Source organism: Rhizobium sp. TRM96647 (assembly GCF_025780115.1).
GTDB lineage: Bacteria > Pseudomonadota > Alphaproteobacteria > Rhizobiales > Rhizobiaceae > Mycoplana.
This window is the reverse complement of record NZ_JAOXHF010000010.1, coordinates 1-20,025: the sequence shown is the minus strand read 5'-3', so window position 1 is coordinate 20,025 and position 20,025 is coordinate 1. Positions and strand designations below refer to the sequence as shown.

Genomic DNA, 20,025 nt, shown 5'->3' with positions numbered 1-20,025 from the left:
GAACGACATGGCAACGGTTGCCAACCCCACATCGAGAGGCCTCGAAGCCGACGCCCGACGCTTCCATGGAGACAAGCCCGTTTCACCGGGCAGCGTCGCCATCGGTGTGATCATCGGCCGCATGTCGGAGTTCTTCGATTTCTTCGTCTACGGCATCGGCTCCGTGCTCGTCTTCCCCAAGCTCATCTTCCCCTTCGCGCCCAATGCGGTCGCAGCGACGCTGATGTCGTTTGCGATCTTTCCGCTGGCCTTCATCGCCCGCCCGGTCGGCTCGTTCATCTTCATGTGGATCGACCGGAACTACGGACGCGGGACGAAGCTGACGGTGGCCCTCGTCATCCTCGGCGGCTCGACGGCCTCGATCGCGTTCCTGCCGGGCTATGAATCCATCGGATACTGGGCGGTTGCGCTCCTGGCGCTGTTCCGGCTGGGCCAGGGGTTTGCGCTCGGCGGCGCCTGGGACGGTCTCGCCTCGCTCATGAACCTCAACGCCCCGCCCAACCATCGCGGCTGGTATGCGATGATCCCGCAGCTCGGCGCGCCGATCGGCTTTGCGCTGGCGAGCGTGCTGTTCGGCTATCTCGTCTCCAACATGTCCGAGCAGGACTTCCTCGACTGGGGCTGGCGCTATCCGTTCTTCGTGGCCTTCGCCATCAACGTGGTGGCGCTGTTCGCGCGCCTGCGCATCGTCGGCAGCAAGGAGTTCGGCACGGCGATGGAGGCCCAGGAACTTGAGGCACGGCCAATCTTCGAAATGCTGAGCAAGCATGCGCGCGACGTCGTGCTCGGGGCCTTCGTGCCGCTCGCAAGCTTCGCGATGTTCCACCTGGTGACGATCTTCCCCTTGAGCTGGGTCACGCTGAACGGCGGGCAGTCGCCGGCGGAGTTCCTGTTCGTGCAGGTGATCGGGGCGGCGGTCGGCCTCATCGGCATCGTGCTTTCGGGTGTGATCGCCGACCGGATCGGGCGACGCAGCCAGTTGATGATCGGCGCGGTCATCATCGCCATCTTCTCGTTCTCCGCCCCGTTCCTGCTGGATGCCGGCGGCAAGGGGCAGGACGCCTTCATCATCATCGGCTTCGGCATCCTCGGCCTGTCCTTCGGCCAGGCTTCCGGTGTGATGTCCTCGCGCTTCGGCCAGTACTATCGCTACACCGGCGCAGCCCTCACCTCCGATCTCGCCTGGCTGGTGGGCGCGGCCTTCGCGCCGCTGGTGGCATTGGGCCTCGCCACCAATTTCGGCATCATCTTCATCGGCGGCTACCTGATCTCGGGCGCGATCTGCACGCTCGTCGTCCTCGCCGTCAGCCGGGCGCTGGACCAGAGCCGCGACGAACAGGAACCGGCGGGGCACTGAGGCAGGCCCTCTGCCGGAACATGCAAAAAGGCCCGCGCAACGGTCGTCGCGCGGGCCTTTTTCTGCCGGTCCGGCGATCAGGAGATGCCGTCGAGCGTCGCAAGCGGGGTGTAGAGTTCCGGCCGCCGGTCGCGGAACAGCCCCCAGGCCCGACGCTGGCGTTCGATCGCGTCGAGGTCGAAGGTCGCCGTCAGCACGGTTTCGGTGTCCCGGTCGGCCTCGGCCACCTTCGCTCCGGTCTGGTCGGCGATGAAGGACGAGCCGTAGAAGGTGATCGAGGTTCCGCTTCGCCCGTCCTCGGTGCCGATGCGGTTGGAGGCGACCACCGGCATCAGGTTTGCGGCGGCATGGCCCTGCATCACCCGCTGCCAGTGGGCGGCGCTGTCGATCGACGGATCCTGCGGCTCGCTGCCGATCGCGGTCGGATAAAGCAGGATCTCGGCGCCCAGAAGCGCCATGGCGCGGGCGGCTTCGGGAAACCACTGGTCCCAGCAGATGCCGCAGCCGATCGTGCCGAAGCGGGTCTTCCAGGTCCGGAAGCCGGTATCGCCGGGAGAGAAATAGAACTTCTCGGTATAGCCGGGGCCGTCGGGAATGTGGCTCTTGCGGTAGTTTCCGAGCACGGCGCCGTCGGCATCGACGACGGCCAGAGAGTTGAAATGGGCCTTGCCGGCCTTTTCGAAGTAGCTGACCGGCAGGACAACGCCGAGTTCGGCGGCCAGCCGGGCGAAATGCGCGATCAGAAGATTTTCCGCAAACGGCTTCGCCAGGTCGAAGAACTGCGCGTCCTGGTCCTGGCAGAAATAGGGCGTCTCGAACAGTTCCTGGACGAGCACGATGTTCGCGCCCTGCGCGGCCGCCGTGCGAACCAGCCTTTCCGCCCGCTCGATATTGCCCGGCGTGTCCCAAGTGCAGGCCATCTGCGTGGCGGCGACGGTGACGGTGCGCATGTTCGTTCCTCAGGCCTCGTGGGTGATGCGGCCGTCGCAGATGGTCGTCACCGGACGGATGGCGGCGAAATCCGCAGGGGCGGTTGCCTCGATGTCGCCCGACAGGACGACGAGGTCGGCGAGGTAGCCCTCCTTCAGTTGACCCTTGCGGTCCTCCATGAATTCCAGCCAGGCGCCGGTGCTCGTATAGGCGGCGAGCGTTTGCGCCAGCGACAGCCGCTGGTCCGGATCGCCCTCCCGCCACGGCGTGCGGACCATGGCGTCGCGGATGCAGTTCATCGGGTCGAGCGGCGAGACCGGCCAGTCGGTGCCGAACACGATCTCGGCACCCGCGTCCACCAGCGTTTTCCAGGCGAAGGCGAGCGGCCAGCGCGCCTCGCCGATGAAGCCCAGATAGGGTTCCAGCGGCAGGCCGGCGCTGCCGGGCGGATGGGTCGGCTGCATGGAGGCGACGGTGCCGAGTTCGGCGAAGCGGGGAATGTCGTCCGGATGCACCACTTCGATATGCTCGATGCGGTTGCGGCTGTCGCGCCTGCCGTTATTCCGGATCGCCGCCTCGTAGCCGTTCAGCACCATGCGCACCGCGCCGTCGCCGATGGCGTGCACTGCGACAGGCAGGCGGAGCCGGTCGGCCTCGACGGCGATCGCGTCGAACTGCTCCTGGGAAAACAGCGGCTCGCCCTTCCAGCCCGGCTTGTGGGCATAGTCGTCGACGAAGACGGCGGTCTCGCCCTCGGTGACGCCGTCCATGAACATCTTGACGAAGTCGCAGCGCAGCCGGTCGCCGGAGAATTCCTCGCGCCATTGCGCCGCCTTCTCCTCAAGGTCGGAAAGCGGCATGAAGTTCTTCATGTGAAAGGGCATGCGGACGCGCACCGGCAGGCCGCCGGTCTTCTCGATCTCGGCCAGCAGTTCGAGCTGGTAGTGATTGCCGTCCATGTTCTGCAAGGAGGTGATGCCGAGCGAGGCGACGTAGGCGAGGCCCTGCCTGAGCACGGCGATGTCACTGGCCCGGTCTTCGGCGGTGACGTGCTCGGGCTCGCCGCCGGTGCCGATGCCGAGCATCTCGCGACCACCTGTTTCTCCGAGGGCCGCCACCGGGCGGATGGCGTTGCTCTCGCGCAGCTCGCCGTTCGCAAGCCCGTCCTCGCCCATGACGATCTCGTTGCCGATCCCGACGTCGCGGCCCTCTATGATGCCGGCCTTTTCCAGCGCGATCGTGTTGGCCCAGGCGGTGTGGTGGTCGGGGGCGACGACCAGCAGCGGCCGGTCGGGCAGGATGCGGTCGAGCACGTGGCGGGTCAGCCGCTCGTCGTCGGAGAGGACGGAGTAGTCGGCGTGCTGGGCGATCAGCAGGGGTCGCTGCGGATACTCCCCGGCATAGGCGCGGACCGCCTTCTCCAGCGCCGCGTAGCCCTTGACCTTGTAGAGCGACAGTTCGCCGAGTTCGACGGAGCCCGGGAAGATGTGCATGTGGGATTCGTTGAAGCCCGGCAGCACGGTTCCGCCCTGCGCGTCGATCGTGCGGGTGGCGGGGCCCGCATGGGCGAGCACGTCCGCCTCCGCGCCGACGGCGAGGATGCGGTTTCCGGCGACTGCGATCGCGGTAGCGCGGGGCCTCGCCTCGTCCATGGTGAGGACGTGCGCGTTGCGGATGATGAGATCAGCCTTCGTCTGCATGGGATCTCCTGCCCGGTCAGAGGTCCATCCGGCACAGCGTCCGGAAGAAGGTGAAGATGTCGTGGTTGTCCTCGTCGCCGAGCGGGTCGTCCTGCGAGGACAGCTTGACGATCACGGTCTCGGTGGAGGGGTCGACATAGAGCCACTGGCCGTGGATGCCGATCGCGCACCAGGCGCCGTCCGCCTCTCCCGACTGGTACCACTGGCTGCGGTAGCGCCCGTTCGGAAGGTCGACGTTGCGGCCCTCCTGCCATGCCTGGCGGTCGCCGTTCTCGTTCATGTCGGTGATCCAGGCCTCGGGCACGATCTGCCTGCCGCCGGCCGCGCCGCCGGTCCGGATCAGTTCGCCGATGCGGGCGAGGTCGCGCGCGGTCACGCACATGCCGCCGGCGGTGCGGGGCGTGCCGATGGCGTCGACGGTGACGTAGCCGCCGTTCCTGGCGCCCAGCGGCTGCCAGACGAGCGCCTCGAACAGGTCGGAAAACCGTGCGCCGGTCACCCGCTCGATGATGGTGCCGAGCAGGTCGGAATTCGGCGAGGCATAGGCGAACGGGCCGCCATGCGGGCCGTCGCCCTTCTTCAGCGTCAGCAGGAAGGCAGCCAGCGTCTCCGGCGTCTCGCCCGGCATGGGCGGGTTCCAGAGCATGGCGCGGCGATAGCGCGCGAAGGCGCTCTTCGGATCGAGATAGGCCTCCTCGAAATCGAGGCTGATGCGCATGTCCAGCAGGTCGCGGTAGCGGCTGTCGCCATAGGCGCCGCCCTTGGCTTCCGGCAGGTAGTGGGAAACGGGACGGTCGGGGTCGATCACGCCCTCGGCCTCGAGGATGCCCGACAAAAGCGCCGTCAGCGACTTGGAGATCGAAAAGACGATGTGGCGGGCGTTGACGCCGGAATGGGGCGCATAGTGTTCGAGGACAATGCGGCCGCCGCGCATGACGAGGAAGCCGTCGGTCTGCGCCTTCTCCAGATAGGCGCGGATCGTGGCCGCCCCCTCGATCTCCGTCTCCAGCCGCGCGTCGAGCCGGTCGCGACTGTCGATCGCTTCTTCCGGTTCCGGCCGGCGGCTCTCGAAGGCGGCGGTCGGCACGAGGTCGCGCACGTTGTGGAAGGCCCAGCGGCTGAAAGGCGCAGTGCGCCAGTTCGCGAGCGTCACGTCGCGGCGGGCAAAGCCGTTCTCGTCCTTGAATGTCGGTATCATGGTCATCCGCCGCAGACAGGCGGGAGCATTCGCGCCCCCGCGTCCACGATCCTTTCGATTGTCCTGTCCGTTACTTCTGCAACTCGGTCCAGATCTTGGTGTAGAGCTCCTGGACGTCCGGCGGGCAGGCGAGGTTGAACTTGCCGGCGGCCCTGAGTTCCTCGGGGATGACGATCTCCGGCGCGGATTTCATGTCCTCCGGCATGAAGGCCTCGGATCCCTTGATGCCGTTGGCATAGCGCGCGAAGGCCGAGAGCATGGCGGCGTTTTCCGGATCCATGACGAAGTTCAGGAAGAGCTTGGCGTTGTCGACGTTCTTGGCGTCGGCCAGGATCGCGGCATTGTCCATCCAGACCGGATAGCCTTCCTTCGGATAGCCGTAGACCACGTCGGGGTTCTGCAGGCGCGAACGGAAGGAGGCGCCGTTCCAGTTGGTGCCGGCCGACAGGTCGCCCTTGGCATATTTCTCGATGTTGCCGTAGTCCATCGCGATCCACTTCGGCTTGGCGGCGAGCAGCAGGTCGCGCGCCTTCTTCAGCACCGTCAGGTCGCCGGTGCAGGGCTCGCCGCCCGCATAGGTGACGACCATGTGCATGACGTCGGACATTTCGGGAAGGACGTTGACCTTGCCGACGAGCTCTGCCGGCGGGTCCAGGAAGATCGCCGAGGTGTTGACGTCGCCGGAATAGACGGACTTGTTGACGGTCACGCCCGTCGTGCCCCACTGCCACGGAACGGAGTACTTGCGGCCCGGATCGAAGGGCACGTCCACCCACTGCGGATCGACGTTCTTGAAGTTCTCCATCTGGTCGGGGTGCGATTCCAGCAGCAGGCCCTCGGAGATGAAGGTCGGCATGGCGCTGGCCGAGGGAACGACGATGTCGAAGCCGTGGCCGCCCTGGCGGATCTTGGCAAGCGCCGTGTCGTTGCTGTCATAGTCGGTGATCGTCACCTTGACGTCATAGGCCTCCTCGAACTTCCTGATCATCTCCGGGCTCGTATAGTTGCCCCAGTTGAAGATGTTCAGTTCGCCGGCGGCAAAGGCGATGGCGGTCGAGGCCATGAGCCCTGCGGCGAAGGTTGCTGCTCCCAGTACCGGTTTCATGCTGTTCTCCTGTTGGCTGTCGTTATGGTTCGTCTTTCTGCGGATTTCGGCTGATGAGGAAGAACACGGTGACGATGGCGAACGACAGCATCAGAAAGACGGTCGAGATCGCGTTCATCTCCGGGGTGACGACGCGGCGCAACTGGCCGAGCATGTAGGTCGGCAGCGTGTCCTGGCCGCCGGACTTGACGAATTCGGTGATCACCACGTCGTCCAGCGAGATGACGAAGGCGAGCATCATGCCGGCGAGGATGCCGGGCCACAGAAGCGGTAGCGTCACGTAGCGGAACGTCTTGTAGGGCGTGGCGTAGAGGTCGGCCGCCGCGCGCTCCAGCGACAGGTCCATGTTCTCCAGCCGCGCGCGGATCGGCAGGTAGGCGAAGGGCACGCAGAAGGCCGAATGGGCGGCGATGAGGTAGCCGAGCCCGGAATAGCCCGTCCACACCTTGATCCGCGAGAACAGGATCAGGAGCGCCACGGCGGTGACGATCTCCGGCACCAGAAGCGGCATGTTCAGCATCGAATACTTGAAGGTGAGGCCGCGATAGGGCGCCGTCCGGGTGGTGGCAAGGGCTGCGAGCGTGGCGCAGGCGGTGGCGATGACGGCTGCGACGGAGGCGATCTGCAGCGAGCGGATCGAGGCGTCGATCACCTGCTGGTTCTGCCAGGCGCTCGCAAACCAGCGCAGCGACAGGCCCTCCCAGATCGCGATCGACGTGCCGGCGTTGAAGGCATAGACCACCAGCGTGGCGATCGGCAGGTAAAGGATGAAGAAGCAGAGCATGGCGATCGTCGCAAAGCCCGGCTGGCGCTTGATCGAGAAGTTCCTGGCGCCGTTTCTAGCCATGCGCGCCGCCTCCGGCCTTGCCGACATTGCGGACGTAGAAGAGAAGCGCGACCAGCACGATGGCGACCAGCGTCACCGAGAGGGCTGCGCCGAGCGGCCAGTTGCGCCCCTGTCCGAACTGCAGCTCGATCAGGTTGCCGATCATCAGGTTCTTGCCGCCGCCGAGGACGCGCGGGATGACGTAGGACGACAGCGCCGGGATGAAGACGAGGATGGAGCCGGCGATCAGGCCGGGCTTCACCAGCGGCACGATCACTTTCATCAGCACGTTCAGGCGCGAGGCATAGAGATCGTAGGCCGCCTCGACGAGGCGGAAATCCAGCTTCTCCAGGCTCGCATAGAGCGGCAGCACCATCAGCGGCAGGTGCACGTAGGTCATGCCGAGCAGGATGGCGAAATCGGTGAACAGCATCTGGATCGGGGCGGAAATGATGCCGAGCCTGATCAGCAGCGTGTTGACGAGGCCCTCGGTGCGGATCACCTCCTGGATCGCGAACGCCCGGATCAGCATGTTCGTCCAGAACGGGATGGTGATGACGAAGAGCCAGAGCGAGCGGTTGTGCGGGGGGCGCGTGGCGATGAAATAGGCGGTGGGGAAGCCCAGGATCAGGCACAGGACCGTGGTGGCGAGCGCAATGCGGACCGAACGCCAGAAGATGCTGAAGTGGGCCTCGGCCAGCGACACGGTCTCGTCGAAGATGTCGCGCGAGAAGAAGACGTTGAACCAGCCGTCCGTGGAGAACACCCATTTCACGTCGCCGTAGCTGCCGGGCGCCAGGAAGGAATAGAGCACGACGATCAGGAGCGGCCCGGCGCTCGCCACGCCGATCAGGAGGAGGGCGGGAGCGCTGAGGAACCAGCGGTCGCGGATGTCCTTCCGGCGGAGCGTCTCGCTGAGTTCGGCGGGGCTGACGCTCATCTCAATCCCTCAGGATCTGGGCGACGTCGTCGCCGAGTTCGATCCCCACCGGCTCGCCGACCGCAAAGCCGCGGCTGCCGCTGCGGGCGTTCTGCTGGCGGACCATGAAGTTCGTCCCGTCCGCAAGACGCACGTGGAAGTGCGTGTCCGTGCCGAGATAGACGACGTCGTGGACCGTGCCCGACAGCGGAGAGCCAGAGGAAGGGGAAACGGCGCGCGCATGCTCCGGCCGGATGACGATCGTCACCTTGCCCTCCGGGCGGATGTCGGCGGGGAAGGTGGCAAGGATCTCGGCGCCGGAGGCCAGCCGCACGCGCGCCCGCTCGCCATCGATCAAGACCACGTCGACGTCGAGGAAATTGGTGTCGCCGATGAAGTCGGCGACGAAACGCTCGGCCGGGCGGTCGTAGATCTCCCAGGGTTCGCCGACCTGGCGGACCTTGCCCTGGCTCATCACCGCGATGCGGTCGGACATCGTCAGCGCCTCCTCCTGGTCGTGGGTGACGAAGACGAAGGTGATGCCGGTCTCGGCCTGCAGCCGCTTCAGCTCGATCTGCATCGATTTCCGGAGCTTCAGGTCGAGCGCGGAGAGCGGTTCGTCGAGCAGCAGCACCTTCGGCCGGGGGGCGAGCGCACGGGCCAGCGCCACGCGCTGCTGCTGGCCGCCGGAAAGCTGGGTGACGGGACTTTCGCCGCGGCCCTCCAGGTGCACGAGCTTGAGCATCTCCGCCACGGTGGCGGCGATCTCCGCCTTCGGCTTGCCCAGCATCTTCAGGCCGAAGCCGATGTTTTCGGCGACCGTCAGATGCGGAAACAGCGCGTAGTTCTGGAAGACCGTGTTGACCGGCCGCTGGTTGGGCAGAAGGCTTGCGATCTCGGTACCGTCGAGCCGGATGCTGCCCTCGGTTGGCATCTCGAAGCCGGCGATCATCCGCAGCAGCGTGGTCTTGCCGCAGCCGGAAGGGCCGAGCAGGGTGAAGAACTCGTTCGGGCGGATCTCCAGCGACACGTCATCGACGGCCTGGAAGTTCCCGAACCACTTCTTGATGCCATGCATTCCGATGGAGCCGCCATGGGCGGCCGTCGCTCGGGATTGCTCCATAAGTTCCCCATGTCTCGTCCGGAACTCGGTTTCCTCTTCCGAGATCCGGGGGTTGGGCGGCCGCTTCGGCGGCTCTTCTTCAGCTTTGTGATAGGCTTTTTGTAATTATGATCACAACAAATCACAGTTCGATGAAAACTGTAAAGGGCAAATTCTACGCATGTGTAATTGTCGAGCAGGGCGGCGCGATTGGCAAGGGCCGCCATCTCCGGTTCATCCGGTCGAGCGATAAAAAAAGAGACCGCCCGGGGCGGAGCCGGGCGGTCAGACGGATCGCGCGATCCGCGGACCCGGAGGAGGGGAGGTCTCCGGAGCCGGTAGCGGGAGGGCCGCGCTACACGCCGATGGGGCGATGAAGAAAGAATAGCGCCCGGCGCGCGGCGGCGACACTATACACTGGTATTACCGGAGCCATCTGGGAAGCGAAGAACCCCGAGGAAGAGCCGCGGACCCGGATCGGTCCGCGGCTTCCTTGTGCGTTCGTGCGCCGGGTTCCGGTCCCGGCGTGGACCGTCAGGCCGCGGTGGTGACGTACTTGGTCACCAGGTAGGCTTCGATCGCGGCCGAACCGCCCTCGTCGCCGTATCCGGAATCCTTGATGCCGCCGAAGGGGACTTCGGGCAGCGCCAGGCCCAGGTGGTTGATCGTCGTCATGCCCGATTCCACCCGCGTTCCGATCGCGTGCACGGCGGCCTGCGAGGCGGCGAAGGCGTAGGAGGCCAGGCCGAAGGGGAGGCGGTTCGATTCCGTGATCGCCTCCTCGAGACCGGCGACCGGGTTGATGACGGCGACCGGGCCGAAGGGCTCCTCGTTCATGATGCGTGCCGATACCGGCACGTTGGTCAGCACCGTCGGCTCGAAGAAGTTGCCGCTGTTGCCGATCCGGCGGCCGCCGGTCTCGAGCTTGCCGCCGTGCTCGACGGCGTCGGCGATCAGTTCCTCCAGCGCCGGGATGCGGCGCTCGTTGGCGAGCGGGCCCATGGTGGAGGATGCATCGAGGCCGTTGCCGACCTTTACGCCCCTGGTCGCCGCGACGAAGCCGTCGACGAAGCGGCCGAAGGCGGGCTTTTCGACGAGGAAGCGCGTCGGCGAGACGCAGACCTGGCCGGCGTTGCGGAACTTGGAGAAGGCCATGACCTTGGCGGCCTTGTCGATGTCGGCATCCGCCATGATGATCGCCGGCGCGTGGCCGCCGAGTTCCATCGTCGCCCGCTTCATGTGCTTGCCGGCGAGGGCCGCCAGATGCTTGCCGACCGGGGTCGAGCCGGTGAAGGTGACCTTGCGGATGACCGGGTGGGGGATGAGGTATTCCGAGATCTCCGCCGGGACGCCATAGACGAGGCCGATGACGCCGACCGGCACGCCGGCGTCGGCGAAGGCGCGGATCAGTTCGGCGGGCGAAGCCGGGGTCTCTTCCGGCGCCTTGATGATGATCGAGCAGCCGGCGGCAAGGGCAGCGGAGAGCTTGCGCACGACCTGGTTGATCGGGAAGTTCCACGGCGTGAAGGCCGCGACCGGGCCGACCGGCAGCTTGATGGTCTGCTGCGAGACGTTCGGCGCCCGCGACGGGATGACCTGGCCGTAGGTGCGGCGCGCCTCTTCGGCAAACCAGTCTATGAGGTCGGCCGCAGCAGCCACCTCGCCGGTGGCTTCGGCGAGTGGCTTGCCCTGCTCGCGGGTCATGATCCAGCCGATCCTGTCCTTGCGCTCGCGCAGGATGTCGGCGGCCTTGCGCATGATGCGGGCGCGCTCATAGGCCGAGGTGGCACTCCAGGTCGCAAAGCCCGCCTGCGTCGCGGCAAGGGCTGCGTCGAGATCGGCGATGCCGGCCTTGGAGACCTGGCCGATCACCTCGCCGGTGGCCGGGTCGGTGACGGCGATCGTCTCACCGCCTGCCGCCGGCCTCCATTCGCCGTTCAGGAAGAGTTGCGTGTGCGGATAGGAATAGTCTGCCATGTGTGAACTCCCGTTCCCGGCCCGTCGCAGGGCTGCGGCCAGCCGGTGTCGATGTCATTTGCGGTGCCGCCCGGGGCGGGGCCGCATCCGTCCGCCGCAGTCGCGGCAGGGCCCGCGAGCCGTAACGTGCCGGGCGGCCGTGTCAAACCGCGGCGGGCGAAGTCGAAGGAATGTGATAGCGCGTCGGCGGCGATCCAGCCGTGCAAATCGCGCAGGCCTGATGCGCCCGTCGCTGTTGCCGGGCGTCAGGTCGCAGCCGTGCCGCCGGCGTCGGCGGAGCCCTTGAGCACGGCTTCGGCTTCGGCGTTGCCCGACCGGCCGGTCCGCTTCGGCGTGGTCAGCGGGGTCGGGGTCGGCCGGTTGCCCTGGAAATACTGCTTGCCGCCGTACAATCCCTCGACCTGCTGGATCGCAAGCCGCTGCTCGTCGCGGCGGCGGACCTCCTCCATGATCTCTTCGGCCTCCAGTTCCGGTACGCCGAGTTTGGTCAGGGCATAGCAGCCGAAGACGAGCGCGGATTCCAGCGTCTCGCGAAGCTGGTAGTCGACGCCGGCCGCGATCAGGGACAGCGCGGCGCCGCGGTCGTAGGCGCGGGCGAACACCTGCACCAGCGGGAACTCCGCCTTGGCCAGTTCGACGATGTGCAGCGCCACGTCGGCCTTGTCGACGCAGACGATGATCGCCCCCACGTTCTCGGCGCCGGCGGCATGGAGGATGTCCAGCCGGGTGCCGTCGCCGTAGTAGACCTTGAAGCCGAATTCGGCGGCGGCCTGGATCATTTCCACGTCGTTGTCGATGATCGAGACCTCCAGCCCGCGCGCGAGCAGCGGCTGGCTGACGATCTGGCCGAAGCGGCCGAAGCCGACGATGAGGACGTTGCCGGTCAACCCGTCCGGCGCGTCGATGCCATCGAGCGAGGTGGCGGCAGCAGCCGGCGTCAGCCGGTTGGTGGCCATGGTCACGGCGATGGTGACGAGGGGCGTCAGCACCATCGAGATGATGACGGTCGAGGTGAAGATGGCGTTGGTCTGCGCGTCGATGACGCCGAAGGTGGTCGCCGCGGCGTAGAGCACGAAGGCGAACTCCCCGCCCTGGGCCATCAGCGCCGCCCGCTCGATCGCCTCCTCGTGGTCCGACCTGAGCAGCCGGGCGACGGCGTAAATGCCGATGCCCTTCAGCAGCATGAAGGCCACGACGGCAAAGGAGATCAGTGGGAAGTTGGATATGACCATGTCGACGTCCAGCGCCATGCCGACGCCGAGGAAGAACAGGCCGAGCAGGATGCCGCGAAAGGGTTCGATGTCGGCTTCGAGCTGATGGCGGAACGTGCTCTCCGACAGCATGACCCCGGCGAGGAACGCGCCCATCGCCATCGACAGCCCGCCGAGTTGCATGGCGAGCGCGGCGCCGAGCACGACGAGGAGGGCGGCGGCCGTCATCACCTCGCGCGCGCCCGCCTGCGCCAGCACCTTGAACAGCGGGTTCAGCAGATAGCGCCCGATCAGGATCAGCGCCGCCAGCGCGCCGAGGGCGATGGCCACGTGCATCAGGTCCGAGGACAGGTCGGAGGTCTCCGCCCCCGGCGCCATGAAGGCGACGGCGGCGAGGAGGGGAACGATCGCCAGGTCCTCCAGAAGCAGGATCGACACGATCCTTTGTCCCTTCGGCGTCGAGAGCTCGCCGCGGTCGTTCAGGATCTGGAAGACGATCGCGGTCGAGGTCAGCACGAAGCCCATGCCGAAGACGAAGGCGACCGACGGCGAATAGCCGAGTGCCATGCCGGCGAAGGTCAGAAGCGCGCTGCAGAGGACGACCTGCAGCAGGCCGAGGCCCATGATCTCGCTGCGCAGGCCCCAGAGGCGCGACGGCCGCATCTCCAGCCCGATGACGAAGAGGAACATGACGACGCCCAGTTCGGCGACGTGGATGATGCTCTGCGCGTCGGTGAAGAGACCGAGGCCGAAGGGGCCGATGACGAGGCCGGCGGCGAGATAGCCGAGGACGGAATCGAGCCCGAACCGCTTGAACAGCGGCACCGCGATGACGCCGGCTGCGAGAAGGGTGACGACCGGAATGAGATCGACACCGTGCGATGCTGTTTCGGCGGCCATCGTTCGTCAGTCTCCCGCTTCGTCGCTGGGGATCTTGGCTTTTGTCAAGAATTGCCCGTAAGGGCCGGTAAAGCAACCACGCAGGATGCGCAAGCCTCCCGTATGGCGGGACTATGGCGTCCGGTTCCCGGAGCAAGCGCGCGTGACGCCGTCAGGGGCGGCGCCGGCCGCCGCCGGGTAAAGTCAGCCGTCGTGCTGTTCGACCTTCTCCAGCCATTCCACCGACTTGCCGTCAAGGGATTCGGTGATCACGACGTGGCGCATGCGGGAGCCGTCGGTGGCGCCATGCCAGTGCTTCACGCCGGCCGGGATCCAGATGATGTCGCCTTCGCTGACCTCCTGCACCGGTTGTCCCCATTGCTGGACCAGGCCGGTGCCAGACGAAATGATCAGGACCTGGCCGAGCGGATGGATGTGCCAGGCGGTGCGCGCGCCGGGCTCGTAGGTCACGACACCGCCGGCGACGCGGGAGGGATCCTCGGCGTCGAAGAGCGCTTCCTTGCGAACGATGCCGGTATAGTAGTCGGGGATGCCGATCTCGGGCGGCTGTGAGCCGCTGCGGGTGATCTTCACCAGCGCGTCCTCGGGGGCAGCCTGGGGGGCGTCCTGGGCGGAGCAGACCGAAGTCAGCAGAAGAAGAAAGATGCCTGTCGCATAAAACGGTTTCATGTCGATCCCTTCCGTCGGCTCTTGTTCACGCTCGCGCGGCGCGCCATTCGCCTCTCCTTGCCCCCTCCTGAAAAAGTGATGGTGGCATATCGGCCGGAAGTCCAGTCCGTCGGAGATCCGTGATCCCCAGGAAGCGGTGAATGGCGTTCATATATTCGTGATCGGGTGGCCGTCGCCACCGCGATCACAGGTCGGCGGCCTCCAGTGCCGCGTCCTTGCGGCGCTCGCTCACCCGTTCCGGGGTGTGCCGTCCGGCGGAACGGAGCGCGACGAAGAAGACGGGCGTCAGGAACAGGCCGAAGAACGTCACGCCCAACATGCCCGAGAAGACGGCGGTGCCGAGCGACTGGCGCATTTCGGCGCCGGGGCCGGTCGCGATCATCAGCGGCACCACGCCGAAGATGAAGGCGAATGCCGTCATCAAGATCGGCCGCAGGCGCAGGCGCGTCGCCTCGACGGCCGCCTCCACCGCGGTCTTGCCTTCGCGCTGGGCCTGGCGGGCGAACTCGACGATCAGGATCGCGTTCTTCGCCGCCAGCCCGATCAGCACGATCAGGCCGATCTGGGTCAGGATGTTGTTGTCCATCCCGCGCAGATGCACGCCGATCAGGGCGGCGAGGACGGCGAGCGGCACGATCAGGATGATCGCCAGCGGCAGCACCCAGCTCTCATACTGCGCGGCGAGCGCGAGGAAGACGAAGACCACCGACAGGGCGAAGATGAACAAGGCCGTGTTGCCGGTCGCCCGTTCCTGGAAGGCGAGCTCCGTCCATTCGAAGGATGTGCCGGCCGGCAGCATCTCGCGGGCCAGCGCCTCCATCTTGTCGAGTGCTGTGCCGGTCGAGACGCCGGGCGCCGGATTGCCCTGCAGCGGCACGGAGACATACATGTTGTAGCGCTGGACGAGCGTCGGGCCGCTGGAGTCGCGGATGTCGACCAGCGTTCCGAGCGGTACGAGCGCGCTGGTGGCGGAGCGGACCTTCAGCGCCAGGATGTCGGCCCGGTCGAGGCGATACTGCTGGTCGGCCTGGGCGCGCACCTGGTAGACGCGGCCGAAGGCGTTGAAGTCGTTGACGTAGGAGGTGCCGAGGTTGATCGACAGTGTCTCGAAGATGTTGGGGATCGGTACGTTCAGGGCGCGCGCCTTGTCGCGGTCGATCTCCAGGTAGAATTGCGGGCTGGAGGCGGAGAAGGTGGTGAAGACGCCGTTCAGCCCCTCGGTCTGGTTGGCGGCCCCCATCATCTGGTAGGCGAGGCCCAGCACGCGGTTCATGTCGGCGCTTTCCAGGTCGAGCAGTTGCATCTTGAAACCGCCGGAGTTGCCGACGCCGCGGATCGAGGGCGGCGGCACGGCGATGATGAAGGCCTCCTGGATGCTCTGCAGGCTGCCGAACAACTGCCCGATGATCTGGTCGGCGTTGTGGCCGTGCTCCAGCCGCTCCTCGAAGCTTGCGAAGCTCGCGAAGATCACGCCGGCATTGGACGCATTGGTGAAGGTGGCGCCCGAGAAGCCGGAGAAGGCGACCGCATTCTTCACGCCCGGCGTGTTGCGGATGATCTCCGAGGCGCGCAGCACCACCTCGTCGGTGCGGGCGAGCGAGGCGCCGTCGGGCAGTTGCACGACGACGATCGCATAGCCCTGGTCCATCGTCGGGATGAAGCCGCGCGGCACGACCTCGCCCATGTGCCAGGTGGCGTAGAGCAGGCCGGCGAAAACGAGCAGGCTGGCTCCGATCGCCGTCCAGGTCGAGACGAGGTGGCGCACGATCCAGGAATAGCCTTCGCTCAGCCGGTCGAAACCGTAGTTGAAGCCGTCCGAAAGCTTGCGGACGGTGCGGGTGAGGGGATTGCTGCTGTGCTTTTCCTGCGAGTGGGGCCTGAGCAGGATGCCGGCCAGCGCCGGCGACAGGGTCAGCGAGTTCAACGCCGAGATCGCGGTCGCCACTGCGATCGTTACGGCGAACTGCTGGTAGAACTGGCCGGAGATGCCGGGGATGAAGGCAGTCGGCACGAAGACGGCGATCAGCACCAGCGAGATCGCGATGACGGCCGCGCCGACCTCGTCCATCGTCACGTGCGCGGCCTCCTTCGGCGTCATGCCGAGCGCGAGGTTGCGCTCGACGTTCTCCACCACCACGATGGCGTCGTCCACGACGATGCCGATCGCCAGCACGAGGCCGAACAGGGTCAGCATGTTCAGCGAGAAGCCGAAGGCCAGCAGGAAGGCGAAGGTGCCGATCAGCGAGACGGGGATGGCGATGATCGGGATCAGTGCCGTGCGCCAGGACTGGAGGAAGACGAGCACGACGATCGCCACCAGCAAGGCCGCCTCGATGATGGTCTTGTAGACCTCGTTGATCGATTCGGAGATGAACTCGGTCGGATTGTAGACGATGCGGTATTCGAGGCCCGGCGGCAGCAGCGGCGAGACCTCGTCCATCACGCCCTGGATGTCGGTTGCGGCGTCCAGCGCGTTGGTGCCGGGCCGGGAGAAGATGCCGATCGCGACCGCGGGCTTGCCGTCGAGATAGCTGTTGGAGACGTAGTCTCTGGCGCCGAGTTCGATGCGGGCGACGTCCTGCAACTGCACCAGCCGTCCCGCCTCGGTCGACTTGACGATGACGTAGCGGAACTGGCGGGGATCGGAGAAGCGCCCTTCCGTCGTCACCGTATACTGGAAGGCGTTGTCGCCGGAGGTCGGCGGGCCGCCGATCGAACCGCCGGAAACCTGCACGTTCTGGTCGCGGAGCGCCTGCACGACGTCGCTCGCGGTCATGCCGTAGGCACTGAGCTTTTCGGGGTCGAGCCAGATGCGCAGCGCATATTCGCGCTCGCCGAACAGGGTGACGTCGCCGACGCCGTCCAGCCGCACCAGCCGGTCGCGGATGCGGGTCTTGGCGAAATTGGAGATGTAGAGCTGGTCGTAGCGGTCGTTCGGCGACAGGAGGTGCACGACCATCATCAGGTCGGGCGAACTCTTGACCGTGGTGATGCCGATGCGGCGGACCTCTTCGGGCAGCCGCGGTTCGGCGATGGCGACGCGGTTCTGGACGAGCACCTGCGCCTGGTCCAGGTCGGTGCCGAGCTTGAAGGTGATGGTCAGCGCCATGGAGCCGTCGGCGGTGGAATAGGAGGACATGTAGAGCATGTTCTCGACGCCGTTGATCTCCTGCTCGATCGGCGTCGCCACCGTGTCGGCGACCGTCTGGGCGTCGGCGCCGGGATAGCTGGTGCGCACCACGATGGTCGGCGGCGCGATCTCGGGATACTGCGCCACGGGCAGCTGGAAATAGGCGATGCTGCCGACGATCAGGAGCACGATGGAGAGGACCGAGGCGAAGATCGGCCGGTCGACGAAGAAATGGGCGAACCTCACTGCATCTGCTCCGCGCTGATCGTTTCGGGAACGGTTTGCGCGCGCTCGGCCGGCAGTTGCACCGTCTCGGCTGCGACCTTGATGCCCGGGCGGATGCGCATCAACCCGTTGACGACGATCGTCTCGTTGCCGTCCAGCCCGTCGCGGATCACCCGGTAGCCGTAGATGCGCGGACCGGTCCGCACCGGCTTGGTGCTGACGGAGCCGTCTTCGGCGACGACATAGACGACGCGCTCGTTCTGGTCGGAGCCGATCGCCTCGTCGGGCACGAGGATCGCCTGGTAGGGCAGGGAGCCGCCGATCTGGATGCGGCCGAACAGGCCGGGCTGCAGCACGTAGTCGGGGTTGGGCAGGCGGGCGCGGATGCGCATGGTGCCGGTCTGGTCGTCGACCCGGTTCTCGGCGAAGTTCAGGGTTCCGTCGAAGGTGGAGTGCTGGAAGTCGCCGATCGTCACCTTCACCGGCAGGCCGCTGCCGCCCTCCTGCAATTGCGTACCGCTGGCGCGGGCAGTGTCGGCATAGGAGAGCAGCCGCCGCTCGTCCACGTCGAAATAGAAGTCGATCGGGTCGAGGCTGACGATCGTGGTCAGCACGGTCTGGTCGGCCTGCACGAGACTGCCGGTGGACAGCAGCCGGCGATCGACGCGGCCGGCGATCGGCGCGGTGATGCTGGTATATTCCAGGTCGAGCCTGGCGCGCTCGACGGAGGCCTCGGCGCCGCGCACGTTGGCCTCGGCGGAGGCGAGTTCGCGGCGGCGGTCGTCGAGTGTCTGGATCGCCTGGCTGCCGCTCTTGACCAGCGCGTCGGCGCGCTTGAACTGGGCATCGGCGAAGGTCAGCGTCGAGCGGGCGACCTCCAGCGTCGCCTCCGCCTCGTTGAGCGCTGTCCGGAAGGGCCGCTGGTCGATGACGAACAGGAGGTCGCCCTGCTTGACGATTGAGCCGTCCTTGAAATGGATCTCCTGGAGGTAGCCGCCGACGCGGGAGCGCACGGAGACCTCGTCCACCGCCTGGAAGCGGCCGATGAACTCGTCGTTGTCGATGACCTCGCGGACGATCGGCTTCGCCGCGGTGACGCTCGGCGGAGCGTTCTGGGCAAGCGCTGTCGAGGGGAGAACCGCGGAGGCGAGAAAGGCGGACATTGCGACGAAGAGACTGGCAGGCACGAGGATCCTGGTCATGAGCTTTGCCTTCGGCTTCGAATAGATTCGATCGAAACGGGACCGGTCTCCGGCTAGGGAATAGCAGGCACATCCGGCATTCAGAAAAAGTACTGTCTCAGAAATTCGCAGGCGTATTGCACAATCGGCCTGCCCGCATGCGGCGGGCAGGAAGGCCATGTTCCGCTAGGCCGGCGTCCCGGGGGCGGCCTGCGGTCCCCTGCCGTCTGCACGGGATACGGCCGCATGCCTCGAGCCTCCGGCATTGCAGGGTGGCTGCCCTACAGGTAGGGGTGATCGTTGCGGATCGTCAATACCGGCGCGGCTTTTCCGACAAACTTTCGCAGGGCGCAGCCCCGGCGTTCGCCCGGCGGCCCGATGTCAGGGCGCTCGAAAAACCGTTTCGTTCCAGTCGGTTGGATGAAAGACGGTTGCGGCTTCCGGTGAGGGGCGGGGCCGGGCAATTCGTCGCTGCCGGATTGCCCCGCCAGTCCCGCCTCAGAGGATGAAATCGCCCTTGGTCAGGCCGATGATGCCGGTCAGTTCGATCTGGAAGTCGGCCTGCTGGTCGCGGTCGGTGTCGCCGTAGATGATGGTGCGGTCGTTCTTCGTGCCCTTTTCGTCGAAGATGCGGAAGATCACTTCGCCGGCCTTGCCGGTGAAGTCGTTCTTGCCGCGCCAGACGAAGTCCTGGTTGCCGGAGCGCGTGCTGTCGGCGTCGATCTTCGACAGGTCGAGCTTGTCCTGGGCGTGGACGAAGTCGGTGATGATGTCGCGCTTGTCGCTGCCCGAGAGCGGGTTGTAACCGCCGTTATTGACAAGGCCGGACTGGCCGGGGGCGGAATCCTTGATCGAGGTGAAGACGAAGGTGTCGCGGCCGGAGCCGCCGGTCATGATGTCGACGCCGGAGCCACCGGTCAGGCGGTCGTTGCCGGAGCCGCCGAGCAGCCGGTCGTTGCCGGAGCCGCCCGAGAGGATGTCGTTGCCGCCCCGGCCCTCGAGCACGTCGTTGCCGCCCTTGCCATTGAGCACGTCGCTGGCGGAGGTGCCGGTCAGCTTGTCCTTGCCGGAGGTTCCCGTCTTCGTTTCCGCCACGTCGGTCACGGCGACCTTGAAGGTCTGCCAGTCCTCGTGCTTCGTGCCGATCGAGGGGTCGTCGAGGCGCACGGTGACGTTCAGGGAGGGGTTGGTCTCGTAGTCGAGCTTGGCCCCCTTCTTCAGCCACAGCGCGCCGTTCTTGATCTCGAACAGCTTCGCGTCGCTGCCGGCGAGCGACAGCTTGTTGTTGCCGCCGTCGGGGTCGGAGATCTCCAGCGTCGCCACCTTGCGCGCCGAGGCGGTCGAGGCGTCCTCGGCGATCTTCCGCAAGGTCTGCGTGGCGACGAGCTCCGGTGCGTCGTTGACCGGGGTGACGGTGAAGCTGAAGGTCCGGGCGACCGGCGTCGAGCGGTCCTCGTTGCCGTCCTCGACGGAGACCTTGAAGGAGGCTTTGGTCGATTCGGCACCCGAGTGGACGAAGCTGACCTTGCCGGCGGCGAGCTCGGCGCCGGTGAAGCTCGTCGCGGCCTTGCCGTTCACCTGGACCTTGCCGTTCG

The 20,025-nt window shown here is 66.4% G+C and carries 14 protein-coding genes; 1 reads left to right on the top strand and 13 read right to left on the bottom strand.

Going from position 1 to position 20,025, the window contains the following annotated elements:
- Window positions 1–7 precede the first annotated feature (7 nt).
- A complete protein-coding gene (locus OCK02_RS17225; protein ID WP_263814102.1) occupies window positions 8–1,357 on the top strand; it encodes an MFS transporter in 1,350 nt (449 codons plus the stop codon).
- A gap of 77 nt (window positions 1,358–1,434) precedes the next feature.
- On the opposite strand, the gene aguB is transcribed toward OCK02_RS17225, so the two are convergent.
- From aguB to OCK02_RS17160, 13 genes are all read right to left on the bottom strand, one after another.
- Window positions 1,435–2,307: an N-carbamoylputrescine amidase gene (gene aguB / locus OCK02_RS17220; protein ID WP_263814101.1), complete on the bottom strand. Its 873-nt coding sequence runs from the start codon at window positions 2,305–2,307 to the stop codon at window positions 1,435–1,437.
- A gap of 9 nt (window positions 2,308–2,316) precedes the next feature.
- Complete coding sequence (locus OCK02_RS17215; RefSeq protein ID WP_263814100.1) at window positions 2,317–3,987, bottom strand: amidohydrolase; 1,671 nt, start codon at window positions 3,985–3,987, stop codon at window positions 2,317–2,319.
- Between the two features lie 16 nt (window positions 3,988–4,003).
- Window positions 4,004–5,185 (bottom strand): serine hydrolase domain-containing protein, encoded by a 1,182-nt coding sequence (locus tag OCK02_RS17210; protein ID WP_263814098.1) that lies wholly within the window; start codon window positions 5,183–5,185, stop codon window positions 4,004–4,006.
- Window positions 5,186–5,255: 70 nt separating this feature from the next.
- Window positions 5,256–6,290 carry an extracellular solute-binding protein gene (locus OCK02_RS17205; protein ID WP_263814096.1) on the bottom strand — a complete coding sequence of 345 codons (1,035 nt, stop codon included), beginning with the start codon at window positions 6,288–6,290 and terminating at the stop codon, window positions 5,256–5,258.
- A 22-nt stretch (window positions 6,291–6,312) separates the two neighbouring features.
- Complete coding sequence (locus OCK02_RS17200) at window positions 6,313–7,137, bottom strand: ABC transporter permease (RefSeq protein ID WP_263814095.1); 825 nt, start codon at window positions 7,135–7,137, stop codon at window positions 6,313–6,315.
- A complete protein-coding gene (locus OCK02_RS17195; protein ID WP_263814094.1) occupies window positions 7,130–8,056 on the bottom strand; it encodes an ABC transporter permease in 927 nt (308 codons plus the stop codon). The genes OCK02_RS17200 and OCK02_RS17195 overlap by 8 nt, the downstream gene beginning before the upstream one ends.
- A 1-nt stretch (window position 8,057) precedes the next feature.
- On the bottom strand, window positions 8,058–9,113 hold the full coding sequence (locus tag OCK02_RS17190) for an ABC transporter ATP-binding protein (RefSeq protein WP_263814274.1): 1,056 nt from the start codon (window positions 9,111–9,113) through the stop codon (window positions 8,058–8,060).
- Between the two features lie 558 nt (window positions 9,114–9,671).
- Entirely contained in the window at window positions 9,672–11,114 is a 1,443-nt protein-coding gene (locus OCK02_RS17185; RefSeq protein ID WP_263814093.1) for an NAD-dependent succinate-semialdehyde dehydrogenase, read from the bottom strand.
- A 245-nt stretch (window positions 11,115–11,359) separates the two neighbouring features.
- Entirely contained in the window at window positions 11,360–13,225 is a 1,866-nt protein-coding gene (locus OCK02_RS17180) for a monovalent cation:proton antiporter-2 (CPA2) family protein (RefSeq protein ID WP_263814092.1), read from the bottom strand.
- Between the two features lie 183 nt (window positions 13,226–13,408).
- The gene (locus tag OCK02_RS17175) at window positions 13,409–13,894 is read right to left on the bottom strand and encodes a cupin domain-containing protein (protein WP_263814091.1); all 486 of its coding nucleotides are present in this window, start codon (window positions 13,892–13,894) and stop codon (window positions 13,409–13,411) included.
- 184 nt (window positions 13,895–14,078) lie between these two features.
- The gene (locus tag OCK02_RS17170) at window positions 14,079–17,270 is read right to left on the bottom strand and encodes an efflux RND transporter permease subunit (protein WP_263814090.1); all 3,192 of its coding nucleotides are present in this window, start codon (window positions 17,268–17,270) and stop codon (window positions 14,079–14,081) included.
- The gene (locus OCK02_RS17165; RefSeq protein WP_263814273.1) at window positions 17,267–18,412 is read right to left on the bottom strand and encodes an efflux RND transporter periplasmic adaptor subunit; all 1,146 of its coding nucleotides are present in this window, start codon (window positions 18,410–18,412) and stop codon (window positions 17,267–17,269) included. The genes OCK02_RS17170 and OCK02_RS17165 overlap by 4 nt, the downstream gene beginning before the upstream one ends.
- A gap of 516 nt (window positions 18,413–18,928) precedes the next feature.
- The coding region (locus tag OCK02_RS17160; RefSeq protein ID WP_263814089.1) for a M10 family metallopeptidase C-terminal domain-containing protein at window positions 18,929–20,025 on the bottom strand (1,097 nt) is incomplete at its 5' end.